This window comes from Methanorbis rubei, from assembly GCF_032714495.1.
GTDB lineage: Archaea > Halobacteriota > Methanomicrobia > Methanomicrobiales > Methanocorpusculaceae > Methanocorpusculum > Methanocorpusculum rubei.
Genome location: NZ_JAWDKB010000003.1, coordinates 255,881 through 275,204, shown reverse-complemented (window position 1 = coordinate 275,204; position 19,324 = coordinate 255,881). Strand labels below are relative to the sequence as shown.

The following is a 19,324-nucleotide window of genomic DNA, read 5'->3' as shown; positions in this document are numbered from 1 at the left end:
CCGCCAACTCGTGAAAATTCATATCTCATTCTCTGTTAGATATCTTGCAAAGGTCTTTCCTAGTTTAATGGTTCCATTTGTTTGCAGCATGTCGATGTACTCCTCCGGATAAGGTCTGAAATTGCCAATATCAACTAATTCAGCGAGTAACATCTCAATTGATTTGTCAACATCATCCATGGTCGCAGTTATATTTTGGAGAATGCCAAGTCTGGTCACGAGATAACGCTGTGGCAAAAGTGATCCTTGCAACAATTTTCCAAGTTCAGACTGAAGTTTTTTCTGAATTATCTTATCATCCTTATCCGTGATAAAATCCTGGCAATTTGTCTGTCCTGGAAGGATTATTGGGGCATGGGAGGGATATTGCAGATATTTTTCAGTATTAATGATCAGGAAATGCCCATAGATACCCATTGGCATTAAGGCAAGAGTCTCGACAAATTCCAATGTGTAAATGAAACGTTTTTCAGGAAACTCTTCTGATAAATGGAGATAACAATATTCTTCAGTAGAGCCAACTACATTGTCCAATATGACATATTCTGTAGTAATATCCCGAATCACATGATTCAAGGACGTATAATCGCTAAAACCTGCTGATAAACAGATTGTTTCAGGAATTTCTGCCGTAAGAGAGTATGAAATGATTTCTGCAGCTTTTCGTGCTTGTGATCCGATTACTAGAATTGGAAGATGGCTTAAATGTGATCCAACAACGAGATGTGAAATATCAGTAGCGTTGTTCGTGCTGGATGTTATGCCGATTTCCTCCAGATTGTCACAAAGATGTCCGACACTCTCCTCGCAGCTGGTGAGATTTTCAATCTCTTTATCGTCGTTTTGAGATAATAATGATGTTTTAAGGGTTAGTCCTGGTACATCTCTCTGAACGTTGGATAAAGACGGAGTTATTTTTGTTTCTGTGTGACCTAAGAGGGTAAGCATTTCTCTAAATGCATCTAATTTATTGAATATTTCTGAGGATATTTTGGTATTGTGTTCATTTAATTTTGTTTCTTTTTCTTCGAGAACTCTCATCTGTTCCCTGGATAACTCTATATTCTGGAGTAGTTGTAATTTTTCAGTTTCCAAAATCTCAATTTCTTTCGAGATTTTCATTTTTTCTTCGATCAGATCCTTCTGGATATAATCACAATACTTTTTTCGGAGTTCAGGAGTTCCCTCTACAAGTGCCGTGAGAAATTTTTCCATTTTATTCCCAGTGGATGCAAATTCATCAAGGGTAGCTCTTCTTTCATTGTACCATTTCACAAATAAATCAGTTAATTCAGATGATGTTTCGCTGTAGTTATAGTATCTCTGAAGGAATACTGGAAAGGAATCATCAGTATTTGTTTCTGAAATGAAGAAATTGGTGATGATCTGTTTCTGGCCTGCAGTGTATTTGGAAGCAAACAATGCCTGATTAAGATATTCTGCAAGGCATTTGTCAAAAGATTGAACCTTTAATTCAGCCAAAGAATCCCGTAAACGAATTCTTTTATATATACGCCTTCTTGTTATCGGAGAAACAGTCTGATTTTTTTGTTTCCTTTCAAAACTTTGAGATATATTCAGCGAATCAATGCAGTCCGCAGCAGATATCCGATAAAGTTTTACAATGGTTCCTTCTGGTATTTTTACAATGTTTTCCTGTGAAATGTAACGTGAATTTTCCTTAGTAATCTCAATACAGATGTATTCTTCATTCGACCAGGAGATTACAAAGAGGAATGGATTAAGTTGTTCTCCAGATCTCGGAAGTCCATTTAGTAATTTATCAAGAATTGAGGGGACAGGTAATTTATTTGTGGAGATATTCTCAGGACCAATATTTTCTGGAAATATGAGTTCATAAAATGTCTCATTCGAAGGTTCAGAGAATATCTTTTCACCTTCAATCCACCATTCCCAGATGCGAAGTTCATTTGGTCTTGCGTTATTAGGTGCCATAGACAGCTCTGGATGTTGGGGAACATCTGACTCTGGCCCATACGGAAGAAATGTTTTTTGCTTACTCCCTTTGTTCTCCTCATTCATTGGAAGATCCGCAATTCGGAGGAGCTTCCAGTATGAGTTTCCAGTTTTTTGATTTTTTGTCTCAACGGTTATGCATAGCGAGTAATAGGTATTTTCTTCCATTTAGAGTGCTCCTGTCTTTTGTAGCTCCGTTAGTGTACGAATCGAGTCCGCAGAAATTTTTCCCTGTTTGATAGCAGAATGTAAATATGCGCATGTTTTGGGGTACGAGGAGATATATATTCCAAAGTGTTTCAAGTATGACGGAATTTTGATCATGTTTTTTTGGCATTTTGATAATCGTAGGTATAACAAATCATCGGTGAGTGTCGATTCTGCATTTTGATTTTTCTGTTTTCTGGAAAATGCAATATGTGATATTAGATCATGACCATGATATATGAATGCGTTTGAATTTTTTGCAATTTCTCTGCATAAATTGAGTTTTTGAGAATTTTTGTACACTACTTCAGTTACTCCATTTTTTGTGAGAATAAGGTGGCATTTTGCATTTGAGGCATAGGACAACGTTCCGCTTTTGATCCAGATGATCTTTTCTGGAGCAGGCGTGTTGTTCCATTCAATAGTGGTGGAAGGCCATTGGTACTGAGGGTAGGAAGCAGTTGTATCGTAGTTGATCATTGTTGGTTTGGTATTATCATGCCCTGGCGGAGTTATTGATACTGATTTTTCCATTACTACCTGTGACATAAATGAGGATTCAAATGACTCTGAATTACAGAGATTTTTTCCAAATATTGTTGCTGATTCCGTCAGAATATATGATTTATTTTCGAACAACATTGGAGGCCAGATTGGTATAAATTCTACTGGAGTTTCTACCAAGACCACGTTTAATTTTCTAGCAAAATAACATGAGTCAGAGGTTACTTCATTGAACTTAACTACGCAAACGACATAATTTTGATTTTTCGTAATTAGTGGACGTATATCGATCACTTCTAGAAACGGTCTATTTGGAATATGTTCCTTACGAGTCACTAAATAGTATTCAACATTTGCCCGTATTTCTCCGCGAAATGACACTTTACGAGAATATTTACTTCTAATATAGAAAAAAGTACCTCCATCATAAAACGCAGATGTATTTTTTGGAATATCATTCAATCCATATTCTGCTGAATATTTAAAATAATACTCAGGTTCAACTTGATTCAGAGGAATGAGAGTTGGTTTCTGCTCTGATAATTCTGAAAATAGTATCGTAGCAACAGGCTCTAATCTGATTAATTTACAGATTTGAATCTCGATGTTTTGATCTATTATATTTCTATTATTCTTGGATACATTGGGTAGCTCCAAGTAGAATTGGAAGTGATCTCCGATGATTTCTAAGTAAAGAGGCAGCCCTGTTTTCTCTCGATAATATCCCTGAGGATCTTTATCATATGGTGATGACTTATTGACATCATGCAATGGACAATTTTCAGCAATGCTTGAATTACGCTTGTGTGCAAAATATTGTCTGCAATCACCATTTCGAAATTCTACCAGTTCACCGCAAATGGGACATCGATACTTTGAGTATTGTGGCCTGTTCGCTGCATCATAAACAGATATGCGACTGTACAATCCCGGTCGTATCTCCAATGATGCGTAATTCACTTTCCTTTCCTCGCCTAAGTATAACCATGTGAGTACTACAAGATAATTTTAACTCATGCTTGCATGCAACATAACATGTAATTATTTTTGTTATTTATTGGATGATGATTTTAATGAGGATTTGCAGCCGTGCATTTTCAGAGTATTTTAATGAGATTATTATCATGTTGTAGGTAAACAATCGATAAAAATAATATGTTTTTTACCTGGTACGCCATTTTCAATTGAGAATTATCACACCAGTTCTTCTTTTTTCAAATGCATATGTCACTGGAGATACAAACTATCTTAGATTTTCCGTGCATTCCGGCACCGCAGGCGTTCTCCGTGCATTTCAGTGAAGCTCCGCGATATTTCCGTGCATTTCGTGGTTACTCCAAGCAAAACCACATCCAACAAATCCCAACCTCACAACCGCCACCACCATAAGACAAAGTCTTGATACGTCATGCCCGCGTATAAGTATAGATTATGATGCTGGCGGATGAGGTGGCCAATGACGAGATTGGCGATAGTTGGATGGAAGACTCTTTCGGAGCACGAAGAGTTTCTCACCGGACTGGTCACACTCTTAATTAGTGTCAGCTTATCATTTATTGCAGGTATCTATCTGGGCGCGGTCAATGAAGTTCTTTTACTGATCCCGGGTCTTATGGTGCTCGTCACTCCCTCAATTAACATGCGTGGAGCGATAGCCGGAATTCTGACATCCCGCCTGTCGTCATCCATGCATCTTGGTGCGTTTGAGGTAAAGTTCGGCAGAGAAACCGACCTCGGCGACAACCTGCGGGCATCAATTCTTCTCACCGTGTTCATCTCCGTGCTTCTTGCGGTGTTTGGCAAAATCATCTGCATGATAGTAGGCGTTGAGGTCATCGGTCTCTTGGATATGGTGATAATCTCCGTGATCTCCGGCGTTCTTGCAGGCATTGTTGTGACCCTGATTGGTGTTATCACCTCGGTTGTGTGTTACCGGAGAAGCCTGAATCTTGACATGGTCGGAGCTCCGGTTGTGACAACGTTTGGCGACATGATGACCCTGCCGTTCCTTGTGGTGACTGCGGTTCTGATCATGGCGGCACCCGCCGAGATCAAAATCGTCTGCGGTGTTGTGGTGCTGGTGGTAATTATCTGGGCTGTTGTTTCTGCGAAACGTGCGACCGTGATGATGAAGGATGTTCTGCGTGAAGGACTTCCGCTTCTTGCCCCGCTCTCGCTTCTTGGCATTGTTGCTGGTGTCCTCTACACGAACGGTCTTGAGAGCCTGATTGCGGCAGCCGCAGTTCTGATTCTGATTGCTCCTTTCATGAACGGCTGCGGATCGATCGGAGGGATTCTCACGTCCCGGGTTGCGACCGAGATGCATATGGGTCTGGTGGATCCTGATTATCTGCCGTCACGGATTGTTCTCTGGCATTTTCTGGAGAATTATGTCTATGCTCTGCTGATTCTTCCGCTGATGGGTGCGTTGTCGCACATCTCAGCAGCAGCTATCGGTATTACGACGCCAGGGTTTACTCAGATGGTTTTGCTGTCGGTTGTCGCGGGTTTTCTGGTGATTACGGTGATGAATCTGCTTGGTTATTACACGGCAGTGTTTAGTTATCGTCTGGGATATGATCCTGATAACTTCGGCGTTCCGGTCGTGACGAGCTCGATCGATCTGGTGGGTGCGACAGCGCTGATTCTGGTGATGGCGGTTTTGTTGTAATTTTTTTGGGATTTTTCTACATGTGGTCTCGCTTGGAGTAACCACGGATCACACAGAAATTTCACGGAGCTTCACGGAGAAAATGCACGGAGAACGCCTGCGGCGCCGGAATGCACGGAAAAACTAAGAGTAGGAGCATATGTTTCTGCTATCATTTGGAGATGCCAGCTTCCTTATGTTTTCTGTGCATTCCGGCGCCGCAGGCGTTCTCCGTGCATTTCATTTTTTCCGTGAAGCTCTGTGTGCTCAGTGCATTCCGTGGTTACCCCAAGCGAAATCGCATACAAAAATTACCATAAACGGAAATCATTTCCCCTACAAAATTTTTTACCCGCCGATTACCAATATGAAGGCAGTACTCAAACGAGGTTACAAAAAAATGGCAAATCTGAAAGGATCCAAAACCGAAGCAAACTTAGAGACCGCCTTTGCCGGCGAGTCCCAGGCCAGAAACAAATACACCTACTATGCATCCAAAGCCCGCAAAGAAGGCTACAACCAGATTGCCGACCTCTTTGAAGAGACCGCTGACAACGAAAAAGAGCATGCAAAGATCTGGTTCAAACTGCTCCACGGCGGCAGTGTCCCTGACACCATGCAGAATCTCAAAGACGCAGCGGCAGGCGAGAACTATGAATGGACCGACATGTATGCGAACTTTGCCAAAGACGCAAAGACCGAAGGATTTGACGAAATCGCCGGACTGTTCGCAATGGTTGGCGCAATCGAAAAGCATCACGAAGAGCGATATCGAAAACTTCTCGCAAACATCGATCAGGCAATCGTCTTCTCCCGCGACAGTGACGCCATCTGGCAGTGCGCAAACTGCGGCCACATAATTCTTGGAAAGGACGCTCCCGATGTCTGCCCGGTCTGTGATCATCCGAAGGCTTACTTCCGGATCGAGGCCAGAAACTACTAACTTTTTTTGGAGAAAAATTATGGCTGAATACCAGTGCGGTGTCTGCGGCTACGTATTTTCGGAGACAGATACAACAACGTTCTCTGAACTTCCCAAGACCTGGAAGTGTCCGGTCTGTTTGGCCGCAACCTCGCAGTTCTCCTGCACTTCAGTTCCGGTTGCTGAAACTGAGTATCTTGGCAACAGTGTTGTTGATGAGATTCATTATCTGGCAACGACCGGCAAAAGCATCACCGAGCCCATGGATACTCTGATGAGGGTTCCCTCTTTTGATGATATTCTTGTGCTTGGAGCACAGCTTGCCAGCCAGCCGCTGGATGACGGCTCGTTCGTGAACGTGCGGACGATTATCGGCAGGCATGCGAAAAAGCCGATGGTTCTTGAGACGCCAATGTATATTTCTCACATGAGTTTTGGGGCTTTGTCCCGCGAAGCAAAGATTGCTCTTGCGAAAGGGTCTGCCCTTGCCAAAACCGCGATGTGCAGCGGTGAAGGAGGCATCCTTCCCGAGGAGAAGGCTGCATCATACAAGTACATCTTTGAGTATGTGCCAAATCTCTACAGCGTAACTGACCTGAATCTCTCCGAAGCTGATGCGATTGAGATCAAGATCGGGCAGGGAACAAAGCCCGGGATGGGCGGTCATCTGCCGGGAAAGAAGGTGACAGAAGAGATCGCCAAAATCCGGGGAAAACCGGTCGGCGAGGATGTGGTGAGTCCTTCGCACTTTCCGGGACTCAATACTCCTGAGAATCTGAAGAGTCTGATCGCATCTCTTCGAGATCGAAGCGGCGGCAGACCGATCGGGGTGAAGATTGCCGCAGGCCATGTCGAGGAGGATCTCGCGTTTATTGTTGCGGCTAATCCGGATTTTGTCACGATCGACGGACGCGGCGGGGCAACAGGCTCTTCGCCGAAGTTTTTGAAGGATGCGTCAAGCGTTCCAACGGTGTATGCTCTCGCAAGAGCTGCGAAGTTTTTGCGTGAGCACGCTCCCGAAATTGATCTGGTTATCACGGGCGGTCTTCGGACGAGCAAAGATTTTGTGAAGGCTCTTGCGCTTGGCGCGGACGCGGTTGCTGTTTCTTCTGCGGCACTGATTGCTCTTGGCTGTAACCGTCATCGCGTCTGTCATAATGGCAGATGCCCTGCAGGAATTGCAACGCAGGATGAGACCCTTCGTGCAAATCTTTCGATTGATGAAGGAGCATTGCGGGTCGCGAACTTTTTTGCGGTGTCAACTGAGGAGCTGCGGGTGTTTGCCCGCGTAACCGGTCATGTAGATATTCATGATCTTTCGGTCGACGACCTTGCGACGGTCAGTAGTGAGATTGCGGGACATACGGAGATCCCGCATGTCTGATTTTTTTCTTTTTTGTCCTTGATCTCGCTTGGAGTAACCACGGAATGCACAGAGCACACAGAGCTTCACTGAATGCACGGAGAACGCCTGCGGCGCCGGAATGCACGGAATATATTTTTCATATTTTGAGAGTAAATAAAATAAATTATCTCGGTAATTTTTCCGTGCATTCCGGCGCCGCAGGCGTTCTCCGTGCATTTTTTTCTTTTCCGTGAAGCTCTGTGAAATTTCTGTGCGTTCCGTGGTTATTCCAAACGCAACCAAGGACAGAGAATCCCGCCCAACAAAACCAAGTTCCAAACAATGATCACACCCCTCCCTCCCGAACAAATCATCCCAAACACCATACTCTCATCTATTTGCACAACCCATATAGTAGCAGTATGACTCACGGAGCCTCAGTCAAAAATATGATGAGTTTAATGGCATCCCGAATCGATGCCATCGCCCGACAGATCTCCAGCGGTGAAATTGATGCATTCCTTGCGGCAATCCTTGACGCAAAACGCATCTATGTAATGGGAGCAGGCCGTAGCGGACTGGTTGCAAAATCCTTTGCCATGCGTCTGATGCACATGGGTCTCACTTCGTATGTCGTTGGCGAGACAATAACTCCTGCAATCGGTGAAGGCGATCTGATCGTTGCCTTCTCCGGCTCCGGCAACACCAAAACCATCGGCGACATCGCCGAAACCGCAAAAAGCCTCGGTGTAAAAGTCGCCCTGATCTCCTCCAACCCTGACTCACGCATCGGCAAAATCGCCGACTTCGTCATCAAGATCGAAACCCAGAGAGATCCTGTCAGCTGCGACGCCCATGAGTATGAGATCCGCCAGATGCTTGGCGAACACCGCTCGTTCGCCCCGCTTGGCACCATCTTTGAAACAAGCTCCCTCATGTTCGGCGACGCTGTCATCTCCACCCTAATGGACATGACCAAAACCGAAGAAAGCGATCTGAAACGCCGCCACACCAACATCGAGTAAGACCATGACCCAGTTTGCAAAACGTGTAACCGCAATTGACATCTCAGGTATCCGCAAAATGTTTGAAGGAGCGGGACCGGACGCCATCAACATGGGACTCGGCCAGCCTGACTTCGACACGCCGGAAAATATCAAGGCCGCAGCAGTCGCAGCCCTTGCCGGGGGAAAAACCGGATACACCAACAACGCAGGAGTTGACGAACTGCGTGCAGCAGTTGCCGCAAAACTCTCGCGGGAGAACAACATTTCCTGCAATGCAGGAAACGTCGTCATCACCGCCGGAGGATCCGGCGCACTCAATATTGCGATTCAGTCCTTGATTGACTCAGGCGAAAAAGTCATCTTCAATAATCCCGGCTTTGTCTCGTATGGAGCACTCACCACTCTTGCCGGCGGCGTTCCCGATCCGGTAGCTCTCCGGCCTGATCTTCATCTGGATGTTGAGACCATCAAAGAACATATGTCGGACCCGAAAGCAAAGGTGTTTGTTCTGAACAGTCCGGCAAACCCGACCGGCATGGTAGAGACTCCCGAAACCATTCGTGCGATCGTTGAGTCGGCTGCCGATTATGATGTGACCGTCATCAGCGATGAGGTGTACGAAAAGTTCTGTTACGGCAGCACCAAGTTCGTGAGTGCCGCAACCTTCGGTGACAACGTCGTGACGGTCAATGCAGCAAGCAAGACCTATGCAATGACCGGATGGCGGATCGGTTTTCTTGCGGCGAGTGAAGAGATCGTTCACGAAGTGATCAAAGTTCAGCAGTACACACTTGCGTGTGCGACCTCGATCGCCCAGTATGCGGCTCTTGAAGCATATGCAGGTCCGCAGGACTCGGTTGCTGCGATGAAGAAGGAGTATGAGGCGAGAAGAAATCTGCTTATCGCAGGACTTACGGACCTTGGCATTCCGGTGAACAAACCTGACGGTGCGTTTTATGCGTTCCCGAAGATTGATGCAGAAACGGTTATGAAAATTGTGAATGCGGGAGTTATTATCACGCCCGGTACTGCGTTTGGCAGTGCGGGCGTTGGTTATGCCCGCATGAGTTATGCGACGTCGCAGAAAAATATCAAAGCAGCTCTTGAGAGAATTGCAAAAGTTATGGAGTGAAGTTGTATGGAAGTTACAGAAATCAGTGTATTATTACAGAAGCTTTCGAATGCCCATGGTATTTCGGGATTTGAGTCGTCGGTTGCAAAAATTATCAGAGATGAGGTTGCACCTTTCGTTGATGAGGTCACGACCGATAAGATGGGAAATCTGATCGCCGTAAAGAAGGGCGATGATTTTAAGATCATGCTCGCTGCCCACATGGATGAGATCGGTCTGATGGTCCAGTTTGTGGATGATCATGGTTTTATCAGGTTTGTTGGTATCGGCGGCTGGTATAATCCGGTTCTGGTAAGCCAGCGTGTTCTTCTGCACGGCGAGAAGGGAGTTGTCCGCGGCGTTCTCGGTACGAAACCTCCACATGTGATGAGTGATGAGGATCGCAAGAAGCCGGTCGGTTTTGAGGATATGTTTATTGATGTGGGTGCGACGAGTCCTGAAGAGGTTGAGGCTCTGGGAATTTCTGTCGGTACGCCGGTAACGATCGACCGCGAGTTTGCTCAGCTGTCGGGAACTGTTGTGACCGGCAAGGCGTTTGATAATCGTGCAGGTTGTGCGATGCTGATTGGGGCGCTTCGCGAGATGGAGACAAAGCATACGATTTATGCGGTGTTTACGGTGCAGGAGGAGGTTGGTCTGAAGGGTGCGAAGACGAGTTCGTTTACGCTGAATCCTGATGTTGCGATTGCAACTGATGTGACGATTCCCGGAGACTCCCCGGGCATTGAGCGGAGAAAGGCTCCGGTGTTTATGGGGAAGGGTCCTGTTGTTGTGGCGGTTTCTGCGTCAGGCCGCGGGCACATTGCCGATCCGCGTGTTGTTTCCTGGCTGGTGAAGACGGGTAAGAAGTTTGATATTCCGGTTCAGGTCGAGGTAGGAGACGGCGGTAATACGGATGCGTCTGCGATCAATTTTGAGCGTGGGGGTATTCCGAGTGTTCCGGTTTCTGTTCCGGCACGGTATATTCACTCGCCGGTCGAGGTTGTGGATCTGAGGGATGTGCAGGCAGGCATTTCGCTGATCGCGAAGGCTGTTGCTACGCAGCCGAAGCTGCGTAGCTGATTTCGAGAGAAACGCGAATAGCACGAATGAAAAAATCGCCAATGGCGATTTTTATTCTGATTATTTTTGTTTAAATCTTTTTTTGAGAAATTTGTAATGTAAATTTTTTTCTCACGACTCTGTGAAAAATAATTTTCTGCGAAAAAAAGAAACGCTCGTTCAGGTGCTTGCCCGCGGTACAGGTTCTTCACAAGAAATTTTTGTCAGGCGTTCATAGATTTGCGTTGCTTCATTCGTGAGTGAGTATCGGTACTCGGAACTATTTTTTTCTATGATGATAATTCTCTCATCAGCATATGTATGGATGTACCAGTGAATTGTTTTTGGCAGGACGTTAAGAGAGGCTGCGAGTTCTTTTCTTGTTGCATTGGGATGTTCATAGAGTGCTTTTAACAGTCTCCCGGATTTCTTTCTGGATAGAAGCTGCCTGATGCCCTCCTCAAGAGGATCTTTGTCGATGTCCTTTACTGTTGCGAGATAATACTGCGGGATGCTGCCTGAGTATATTCTTTGCAATTTATTTGGTTTGTCTAAAAGTTTGTTCAAATGATAGCAGACAGAACCACGTGAGCAGTTCATTGATTCAATAAGTTGTTTCTGGGTACAACCGGGATGATTTTTGATATATGATATGATCTTTTCTGGTAGTTGAGATTCTTCCCGTTTTTTGTTCGAGGTAAATCTAAGGATGCCAAAAAACCCAAGTAAAATGAATATGATAGGGGATAAGATAATTACAAGGCCTTCAAAAGGCGTATTTTTGGATATTTGGTAAATTTGAAATATGATATGGTCTTTAACTACTGTCAGAGATTCAAAATCACTCACTGTATGAATTTCCGTACCATCATCAATGGGAACTAATGGTTCGTTGATTAAACTTACTTCAATTCCACCAATAGTGTAATTTTGCATTATTTCAGCAGAGACACAGCATGAGCTACAAGAAAATAATATTGTTGTTATGAGGACAGGAATGCCAAGATTAATGCCCATTTTTTTTAATGATCTAAAGTGCATTTAGTGCGATTGTGTATCTCTGTGTGGTTTTAACAGTAATTCCCGATATCCAAAAATTCCAGGTACCTGTTGGTAGCGACGAGGCACGTAATCGCACTGGGATAACGCCATTTATGTTTCCATCACTGCCATCTGTAAATCGTCCCATTATCTGGCCAGTTGGGGATATTACAACCAGTTCTAAATCATTATTATCTGGTGAAAGTATCCAGCGAACTTCGATATTAATTTCTGTTGATCCTGAATTTACATAATAGGTATGCTGATTTGTGGACCCCTCTCTTACCGCTCCTTCAATTGGTGTTGCCCGAGTAACATCTACAGAAATAAATTCTGTTTTTAGGTGGTTATTTACCTCACTACCACTGTTGTTTGCTCCCACCGGCATGATTATACTACATATGAGCAATATAATGATACCGAAAACAATCACTACTCTTTTTGTCATCACAAGTAGTCGTCAAATGTATTGATATAGTTATTGATCATAAACTTGGATTTTTCCATTGAAATCCTAGTTTGTGATCAACAGACTCATAATTGCAGAAACTATATATTGAATTGTGGATTGAGACATACAATCCCGAAAACATAGATACGCTGAAGTTAGTGCACTGTGTTTTGGTGAATTACTATTCGCCAAGCAGGAGGCCGGAGAAAATCCGCAAAAATTACTCTCCGGTATCCGACACCAAAATGGCAATGATGGATATGTCATACCTGACGATAGGTATTCCGGTGTTGCCGAAATTCAAGACATGGATCTGAAACTCAGAATTCGTGATCGACATAATCAAAAACTATTTAGGATGTAATTAAAATGAAAAAAACTAAAATGAAAACTATTACAGTAATGATCTGTCTTTGTTTGATATTTTCTTTATTTCCCGGAGTGTTCGCTCAGGAACCAACCGTAAATCAGACATTTACCTATGAGGGTATCACGTATGCTGTGGATATATCCTACACAAGTACTGGTGAGAGAGTCTCAACAGTAACTGGAGGAGGTACAATTTCAACATCAGTTTTCTACCCTAGTAATAATACTGTCATTTTGGAAGAGAAGTACATAGACACGGGGATATCTACCGTGATAATCATATCTGATGAACAGCAGATATCATCATATCCGAATTCATTATCAACATTAAGTATTCAGGCAGATTCATTTTCTGGAAGTAGTTTATGGTTCGGTGTTAGGTACACTTTTTATCCAGGAAATAAACTGTGGGAAATCAGTAACACTGACAGAGTAGGCAAAGTATGCTTTGAAAACGCACAAAACACAGCTGATCTCAATGGGTTTAAGGAGGCAGTTGATTCCTGTCTCCTTGCAGAGGCAGCATTCGCTGCAACAGCTTCTGCAGCTGATCTCGCACTTGTACCCGTGGGTATTGGCGCACTTACTGGTGTGGGAATAGGAATAGGTGCATTAGTTTCAGCTGTAACTGCAGCTGGAATGGGACTTGCAGCAGCAATAGCCCTTGTTCAAGCATATATCGCAGCTCAAGATGCGAATTACCATTACGCTCGGGTGTAAGAAGTGTTCAACCCAATATCTCTATTTTTTTATGTATTTCCATTTATACTGTTTTTGGTAGCAGCCATCATATTCAATGAAATTCGATCTTCTCTTCTTGAAAACAGAGTTCTATTATATTTTGCCCTTGTTCTCACCATCTTCACGTCGGTTATGATAGTAATTACCGGTTTCGTCACAAAATTCATTGTGGTCTAAATGCAATATTTTTATGTATTCATTTTTTGTATGAGGTTTTGTCCACAATTATTATCTTGGTTCATTTCCAATAGCATCAAGAAACTTAAAACAGAACAACAATGTTCGGCAAACGCACAAAACAAATTCTCAGATTTCCACTCATCTTCGATTCCCTCATAATGAACAGATGACATATCTGGATACCCCTCTCCCCACATATTTGACCAAAAAAATTTGACATATTTAACGGAGAACACACATGAAAAAATCGACAGCCTTGATAACATTACTCCTAATCTGCGTACTTGTTCTTGGACTCTGGATGATATTATCCATGGACGTGCAGGACGCAAAACCGCCCGTCTTCACCATTCCCGGACACAGCATTGTCATATCCTCAGGAGACAGTACTGGTCTGGAACTCTCTCAGGGATTTCAGACTGCTACACAGAACTATGGTCCAATTCAGATACCCGACGTATTTTCTACCAAAACCACCGACTCAGGATCGTTTACTCTGCTCTCTTTTGTCGAACTGCATCCGGAAGAGTGGAAGAATCTTACTCTGCCAATCACATTGTACGGCCAGCCCTATACCGCTGAAATGACTGCTGTTTCGCCAGGTTTTATTGTGTTCGGAGATCCGAACGGAGTCCGGACAATGTACAAAGGAACGATTACAGACTTACCCAACTCCCGGATTGAACTGCTGATCACAGATACCAATCTGATCTCAGGTGTGATTTATCTGACAGATGACTGTATCTACATCTCTCCAGTACAAAATCGGGAGTATACGCGGAACACGACAAACCCTCTGCATGTTGCCTATTCAGATCGTGAACTTCCCAGACCGTCGCAGAATCCGATGCCCATCGATAGACTTTGATCTTTTGTCGGTTTGATCAACTTCATCATTTTTCTTCCGCAAAAATTCTGTAAACAAAATCAACTCACAATTTTTTTCCCATCATTACTCATAACGTTCCTGATCTTTTTTTCCCGCAACACTCTCCTCCGCAAACCGCTCACAGATCTCTCTCGCCTCATCCGTGAGCGAGTAGCAGTACTCCTTTCCGCATTTTTCTGTTCTGCAAACCCGTTCATCCATGTACCGGATCAGATACCACCGGACAGTAGCAGGCGTTATTCCAAGCTGCCCCGCAAGCTCCTTTCTCGTAATTCCCGGATGAAGATACAGGGTCTGTAAAAATTTCCCGGACTTTTCCCGCGAGAGGAGATAATGAATTGTCTGCTCCAGCATGTCGCCCGGATCTTTACTGGTGTAATAGAAGGAACGTCCGTCGCGGGTCACCGGATGAATTTTATTTTGTTTCTCAAGAGCATGCAGATGATAACAGACAGAGCCGCGGGAGGCTCCCACAGCAGAGATGATCTGCTGCTGGGTAGAGCCTGAATTATCATGAAGATAAGCAAGAATTTTTTCCTGAGGCAGGGAGATCTTTTGATTTTTCCGGGACGTGTAGATAAATACAGAAATGAATCCAAGAAGAGCAAAGATAACCGGAGAGAAAATGATGAGAGGCCACTCGAGGACTGTTCCCTCAAAAATGGCAACCAAGTCCGTAATAACTATCTGTCGCCAGATTTCTAAATAACCCCATCCTTCAACAAGGACGATCTCTTTTCCGTCATCTATGGGAACAATCTCTTCATACATCGGGCTGATTTCCATATCCCAGATAGTATAGTTCCCAACCATCTCTGCGGACACCATCCCTGTTCCGCTCAGCAAAATACCAAGAAGACAGAGAATGAGAATCCAGCGACGCATACAAAAACAATTGCTGATAACCTCTAATATAGCTATTGATCACAATCTCACACTTTACCAAACCCGCCGCTCCCAAAGTATCATACTTTGTCCACAATTATTATATTGGCTCATTTCCAATACCATCAATATATCAAAAATGTTTGGCAAACGCACAAAATGGATACTCTACGCCATCCTCATCCTCGGCTCCCTCACAATGGCCACACCTCTCAGAAGTTACGAAGCCTTCGCAGGATCAAGCCCGGAACTCTCCCTGCTCACCTACTGCTTTGGTCTTCTCATCGGCTTTGCCGTAATGTTTGCCGCATTTCTGCTCGATGTCCGTGAAACAAAAGACACCAAAAACGTAGTCCTGAAAAAATCCGGCATCGCAATCCTTACATCAATTCTCCTCATCTTTGCAGGCATCGTAGTATGGGTTGCATATCTCCTCAGCAGCTACATGCCGGAAAAAATCGGCTTCGCCCCACTATCGTACATCATAGGTCTTGCGATAGGCTTTACCGCAGTCGCCATCATCTACTATTTCCCAAACGAACTGTTGTATGAGGAACAGCAGATCTGAATTGAAAAAATTTGAAAAATCAGGAACAAAAAAAATGCACAACCGCTTTACCGCCTCACTCATCGTGATCCTTCCGCTTGTACTCTCCTTTATCCTTGGCGGAGTACTTTCATGGTATGGAGATCACGCAGAACTCACCTCAGAATTCTGCATGGCGCTCTACATCGCAGGCATCATTATCGGCATCCTCACGCTCTCTGCCATGTATCGGATGACAACTCTTACCGCACAAAATGCAGATGACCAGCCGGTCTGCATAGGAAAAAGAGCGAACATACTCCGCCTCTTCCTCTTTGCCGTCCTGTTAATCTGCATCGCAGCATTCGGATATGTTTTGATGACAAACTACTCGCAGTTTTTCGCAGGAACATATTCCATCTACACGTTCGGCGTCGTGTTCGGTCTGCTATTCAACGGACTAACCTTTGAGTTCAACGCTGCCTGTGGTGAGTTGCAGAAATTTTTCGGTAAAAGATCATGAACACCTTCATGGTCATTGGCTATTTTCTGCTCATCATAGTCACAGTCACTCTCTATGCATATGCATTCCGTCAGATGCGGAAGAACAATGCCGAGCCAAAAAAGATCAGACTGTTCCTTCTTCTTGGGATAGGTGTCGTCATCTGTTACTTTTTCCTCCTCTGGATCATTCTCTAAGGAAAAATATCATGAAAAACACACACCTTCTCATAATAACCGCAATCATTCTTGTAGTCGCGGCCATACTCGCAGTTATTCTCCTCGCGGGAGCTTCAGATACCCCCCCGCAACCGCCACTGCCGTCGGAAAACATCAGCAAAGTAACCGCCGCTCCGGGGACCGTAATTCTCCTCCGGCCTGGAGTGGACGGGGTGAACTACAGCGCAATTCTCAACACCTCCAGTCATGTCACCAAAGATCAGGATATTGAAAACTACCTCTGGAACAAAGCAGCAGAGTACGACCGGAGTATCAACGGTTACGGCGTCAACGAAATCGGCTACCTCACCATCTTCCTTGAAACATACTATTCACCGGAAGAACCTGAAAAAATTCTCGCCGCAATCGATAAAATCTCAGCCGCCAAAAAAATCCCACCTCTTCCGGTCCAGTTCATCATACCTGAGATAGACATCAGCCTTGATATCTCGGACGAATACAAGCACAACGCAAGCGTAACGGAAGAAAGATTGACAGAAATTCTTCAGAACATCATCGCATCTCAGCCGCCGGAAAACAAAACCAAAGTAACCGCCGCCCCGGGAACCCTTATCCTCATCCGGCCGGGAGTGGACGGAGTAAATTACAGCACAATGCTCAATGCATCCGGCTACACCACCAGTGATCCTGATATCAACAGCCACCTCCGGAACAAAGTAACAGAGTACGATCGAAACATCAGCGACTATGGTGTCAACGAAACCGGCTACCTCACCATCCTCCTCGAAGGATATTACTCACCAGAAGAACCCGAAAAAGTTCTCGCCGAAATCGACAGAATTTCAGCCGCCAAAAAAAATCCGCCTCTTCCGGTCCAGTTCATGATAGTCATACTAGACTACCAGATTGAGCTCTCGGAAAATATCAAACACAACACAACGGTAACGGAAGAAAGACTGGAAGAAATTCTTCGAAACATCGAAGCGAGGACGGCATGACACCTCTCACAGCAGCAACTTTCATCCTTGGAATCACAGGAATGCAAGAATTGGCATTCTCGTGATCGCTCTTATGAGGATCATCATCTAACGAGTCACCAGCCGTGATGCTGCAAGGTAGTGTGAGGTCTGAAACACGAAATAGGAGTTTCGGTACGGGAATTATTGATTGATTTCGGCAGAGACACTTCCTGATCATCATCTTTACTTTTAGATCTTACGAGAGATTTTGTGACTGATTCTGAGCTCAAGAGCAGATTTCGTGTTTTTCGAAATATTTCGTGAGTTAAATTATTCGTGTTTTTTCGTGTGGTTCGTGTTTCAAAAATCGCACCGTGTAAGTCCTATTTTGTAAAGAGTTATCAGGTTTTTCAATACACCTGTTGAGAAAACGAAAAAAAAATATTTTATGTTCTGGGCGACACCGTAACGCCGCTTCCGGGCGAAACCGCATCCACCGTCATCGACGTCGTCGACTCGATCGCATGCTTGAACCCGGTTAAGTCCTGCATAATTGCCGGGAACGTATTGTAATGCATCGGAATAACCAGCGGAGCGCCAATCCACTCAGCCGCAATCATCGCCTCATCTGGTCCCATCGTAAAATGGCCGCCTACCGGCAGCAGGGCAACATCAGGATGATACAACTCATGAATCAGCTTCATGTCCGAAAACAGTCCCGTATCTCCCGCATGGTAGACCACAACCCCGTCCATCTCCACCACAAAACCTGCCGCAGTTCCCATGTAGAGGTCCACGCCATTCTCCTCCACCGAGGAAGAGTGGACTGCAGGAACCATTGTGATGTTGACGTCGTCAACAACAACCGTTCCTCCGATATTCATTCCGGTTGTCGTGACTCCCTTTCTAGACAGATATGTTGCAAGCTCATGGATTGCGATCGTCTGCTTCTTCAGCTGTATTGTTATTCCCAGATGATCTCCATGTCCGTGTGTAACCAAAACGAGATCCGCATCAACCTTTGCCGCATCTGCAGGCTGTGGATCGATTAGAATTTTTTTGGACCCTTCCAGTGAAAAGCAGGAGTGACCGACATATCTGATGTACATGCAATATACTCCTCCCTGATGCTATAAATAGAAATAGGTCAAGGAAAAACGAAAAAAAAGTATAGGATATGAAGTTAGTTGATCTCGATACTGTCAGACTCAGACACATCGATGGCCTCGCCAAGCGTGTCCTCCTGCAGACCCGACGCCATCTTTTCCGTCAGATCCCGGTCCTCCATCACGTCACGGATGCGTTCCAGATACGGGTCGAGCGTCACATCCTCTTTCTGTTCGATTACATGCCGGTACTCGCGAAGGGTTGTCGGGCTTATCCCTAACTCCTCGGAGATCTCCCGCATGGTTTTATCGGTACTCATCAACGTCCGCATCTGGGCCTGATCAAAGGGCATGTTAAAGTCCAGTTCGCGGAACAGCTTCAGCCGAACTCGTGCACGGGCAACGGTCTTGGAAAGCTTCTCATCTCCAAGTTCGCGGGCGATCTCGGTGTCGTTCTTTCCTGCATGAAACGCAGTGATCAGACGCGCAAGCTGAATCGGCTCAAGCTTGGTCTTGAAAAATCCACGGTCCTGAATCTCCCGCATGATCAGGGCGATCTCACGTTCGACCGCATCCTGATCACGAAGCGTCCCGTGGAGCTGCTTCATGGGCTCCACAATCTTCGTTTTCTGCGTAATATCAGAAAACAGCTTCAATAAATCCTTCTGTCTCTTCTTTGGGGCCATATTTGTATATCCTCCCAACGGGTTA

The 19,324-nt window shown here is 44.8% G+C and carries 20 protein-coding genes; 13 read left to right on the top strand and 7 right to left on the bottom strand.

Annotation, left to right across the window (positions count from 1 at the left end; all coding sequences use genetic code 11):
* Positions 1 to 18: 18 nt before the first annotated feature.
* Both McpCs1_RS04830 and McpCs1_RS04825 read right to left on the bottom strand, forming a co-directional pair.
* The gene (locus McpCs1_RS04830; RefSeq protein ID WP_338096130.1) at positions 19 to 2,145 is read right to left on the bottom strand and encodes a hypothetical protein; all 2,127 of its coding nucleotides are present in this window, start codon (positions 2,143 to 2,145) and stop codon (positions 19 to 21) included.
* Positions 2,146 to 3,615: a hypothetical protein gene (locus McpCs1_RS04825; RefSeq protein WP_338096129.1), complete on the bottom strand. Its 1,470-nt coding sequence runs from the start codon at positions 3,613 to 3,615 to the stop codon at positions 2,146 to 2,148.
* A 529-nt stretch (positions 3,616 to 4,144) separates the two neighbouring features.
* Here McpCs1_RS04825 and McpCs1_RS04820 point away from each other — a divergent pair.
* The 6 genes from McpCs1_RS04820 to McpCs1_RS04795 all read left to right on the top strand — a co-directional run bounded on the left by McpCs1_RS04820 (position 4,145) and on the right by McpCs1_RS04795 (position 10,806).
* Positions 4,145 to 5,359 (top strand): magnesium transporter, encoded by a 1,215-nt coding sequence (locus tag McpCs1_RS04820; protein WP_338096128.1) that lies wholly within the window; start codon positions 4,145 to 4,147, stop codon positions 5,357 to 5,359.
* A 346-nt stretch (positions 5,360 to 5,705) separates the two neighbouring features.
* Complete coding sequence (gene rbr / locus McpCs1_RS04815) at positions 5,706 to 6,281, top strand: rubrerythrin (protein WP_338096127.1); 576 nt, start codon at positions 5,706 to 5,708, stop codon at positions 6,279 to 6,281.
* Between the two features lie 19 nt (positions 6,282 to 6,300).
* Complete coding sequence (locus tag McpCs1_RS04810) at positions 6,301 to 7,644, top strand: glutamate synthase-related protein (RefSeq protein ID WP_338096126.1); 1,344 nt, start codon at positions 6,301 to 6,303, stop codon at positions 7,642 to 7,644.
* A 413-nt stretch (positions 7,645 to 8,057) separates the two neighbouring features.
* The gene (gene hxlB / locus McpCs1_RS04805) at positions 8,058 to 8,630 is read left to right on the top strand and encodes a 6-phospho-3-hexuloisomerase (protein ID WP_338096149.1); all 573 of its coding nucleotides are present in this window, start codon (positions 8,058 to 8,060) and stop codon (positions 8,628 to 8,630) included.
* Positions 8,631 to 8,634: 4 nt separating this feature from the next.
* The gene (locus tag McpCs1_RS04800) at positions 8,635 to 9,744 is read left to right on the top strand and encodes a pyridoxal phosphate-dependent aminotransferase (RefSeq protein WP_338096125.1); all 1,110 of its coding nucleotides are present in this window, start codon (positions 8,635 to 8,637) and stop codon (positions 9,742 to 9,744) included.
* A gap of 6 nt (positions 9,745 to 9,750) precedes the next feature.
* Entirely contained in the window at positions 9,751 to 10,806 is a 1,056-nt protein-coding gene (locus tag McpCs1_RS04795; protein WP_338096124.1) for a M42 family metallopeptidase, read from the top strand.
* 159 nt (positions 10,807 to 10,965) lie between these two features.
* Here McpCs1_RS04795 and McpCs1_RS04790 read toward each other — a convergent pair whose 3' ends face one another.
* On the bottom strand, positions 10,966 to 11,826 hold the full coding sequence (locus tag McpCs1_RS04790; protein ID WP_338096123.1) for a winged helix-turn-helix transcriptional regulator: 861 nt from the start codon (positions 11,824 to 11,826) through the stop codon (positions 10,966 to 10,968).
* Positions 11,816 to 12,274, bottom strand: a complete 459-nt coding sequence (locus tag McpCs1_RS04785; protein WP_338096122.1) for a hypothetical protein — start codon at positions 12,272 to 12,274, stop codon at positions 11,816 to 11,818. The genes McpCs1_RS04790 and McpCs1_RS04785 overlap by 11 nt, the downstream gene beginning before the upstream one ends.
* A gap of 176 nt (positions 12,275 to 12,450) precedes the next feature.
* Here McpCs1_RS04785 and McpCs1_RS04780 point away from each other — a divergent pair, with 176 nt between their 5' ends.
* The 3 genes from McpCs1_RS04780 (at position 12,451) to McpCs1_RS04770 (ending at position 14,435) form a co-directional block, all read left to right on the top strand.
* Positions 12,451 to 12,594, top strand: coding sequence for a hypothetical protein (locus tag McpCs1_RS04780; protein ID WP_338096121.1), 144 nt, complete (start codon positions 12,451 to 12,453; stop codon positions 12,592 to 12,594).
* Between the two features lie 52 nt (positions 12,595 to 12,646).
* Positions 12,647 to 13,366: a geobacillin-26 family protein gene (locus McpCs1_RS04775; protein WP_338096120.1), complete on the top strand. Its 720-nt coding sequence runs from the start codon at positions 12,647 to 12,649 to the stop codon at positions 13,364 to 13,366.
* Positions 13,367 to 13,805: 439 nt separating this feature from the next.
* Positions 13,806 to 14,435, top strand: coding sequence for a hypothetical protein (locus McpCs1_RS04770; protein WP_338096119.1), 630 nt, complete (start codon positions 13,806 to 13,808; stop codon positions 14,433 to 14,435).
* An 84-nt stretch (positions 14,436 to 14,519) separates the two neighbouring features.
* Here the strand turns inward: McpCs1_RS04770 and McpCs1_RS04765 are convergent, their stop codons facing one another.
* On the bottom strand, positions 14,520 to 15,341 hold the full coding sequence (locus McpCs1_RS04765; RefSeq protein ID WP_338096118.1) for a winged helix-turn-helix transcriptional regulator: 822 nt from the start codon (positions 15,339 to 15,341) through the stop codon (positions 14,520 to 14,522).
* A gap of 139 nt (positions 15,342 to 15,480) precedes the next feature.
* Here McpCs1_RS04765 and McpCs1_RS04760 point away from each other — a divergent pair, with 139 nt between their 5' ends.
* The 4 genes from McpCs1_RS04760 to McpCs1_RS04745 are packed head-to-tail and all read left to right on the top strand — an operon-like array spanning position 15,481 to position 17,546.
* On the top strand, positions 15,481 to 15,909 hold the full coding sequence (locus McpCs1_RS04760) for a hypothetical protein (protein ID WP_338096117.1): 429 nt from the start codon (positions 15,481 to 15,483) through the stop codon (positions 15,907 to 15,909).
* A 34-nt stretch (positions 15,910 to 15,943) separates the two neighbouring features.
* Positions 15,944 to 16,390 (top strand): hypothetical protein, encoded by a 447-nt coding sequence (locus tag McpCs1_RS04755; RefSeq protein WP_338096116.1) that lies wholly within the window; start codon positions 15,944 to 15,946, stop codon positions 16,388 to 16,390.
* A gap of 8 nt (positions 16,391 to 16,398) precedes the next feature.
* Entirely contained in the window at positions 16,399 to 16,566 is a 168-nt protein-coding gene (locus tag McpCs1_RS04750) for a hypothetical protein (protein ID WP_338096115.1), read from the top strand.
* Positions 16,567 to 16,577: 11 nt separating this feature from the next.
* Positions 16,578 to 17,546 carry a hypothetical protein gene (locus McpCs1_RS04745; protein ID WP_338096114.1) on the top strand — a complete coding sequence of 323 codons (969 nt, stop codon included), beginning with the start codon at positions 16,578 to 16,580 and terminating at the stop codon, positions 17,544 to 17,546.
* 407 nt (positions 17,547 to 17,953) lie between these two features.
* Here McpCs1_RS04745 and McpCs1_RS04740 read toward each other — a convergent pair whose 3' ends face one another.
* A complete protein-coding gene (locus McpCs1_RS04740; protein ID WP_338096113.1) occupies positions 17,954 to 18,616 on the bottom strand; it encodes a metal-dependent hydrolase in 663 nt (220 codons plus the stop codon).
* 74 nt (positions 18,617 to 18,690) lie between these two features.
* The gene (locus McpCs1_RS04735) at positions 18,691 to 19,299 is read right to left on the bottom strand and encodes a response regulator receiver protein (protein ID WP_338096112.1); all 609 of its coding nucleotides are present in this window, start codon (positions 19,297 to 19,299) and stop codon (positions 18,691 to 18,693) included.
* Positions 19,300 to 19,324: the final 25 nt, after the last annotated feature.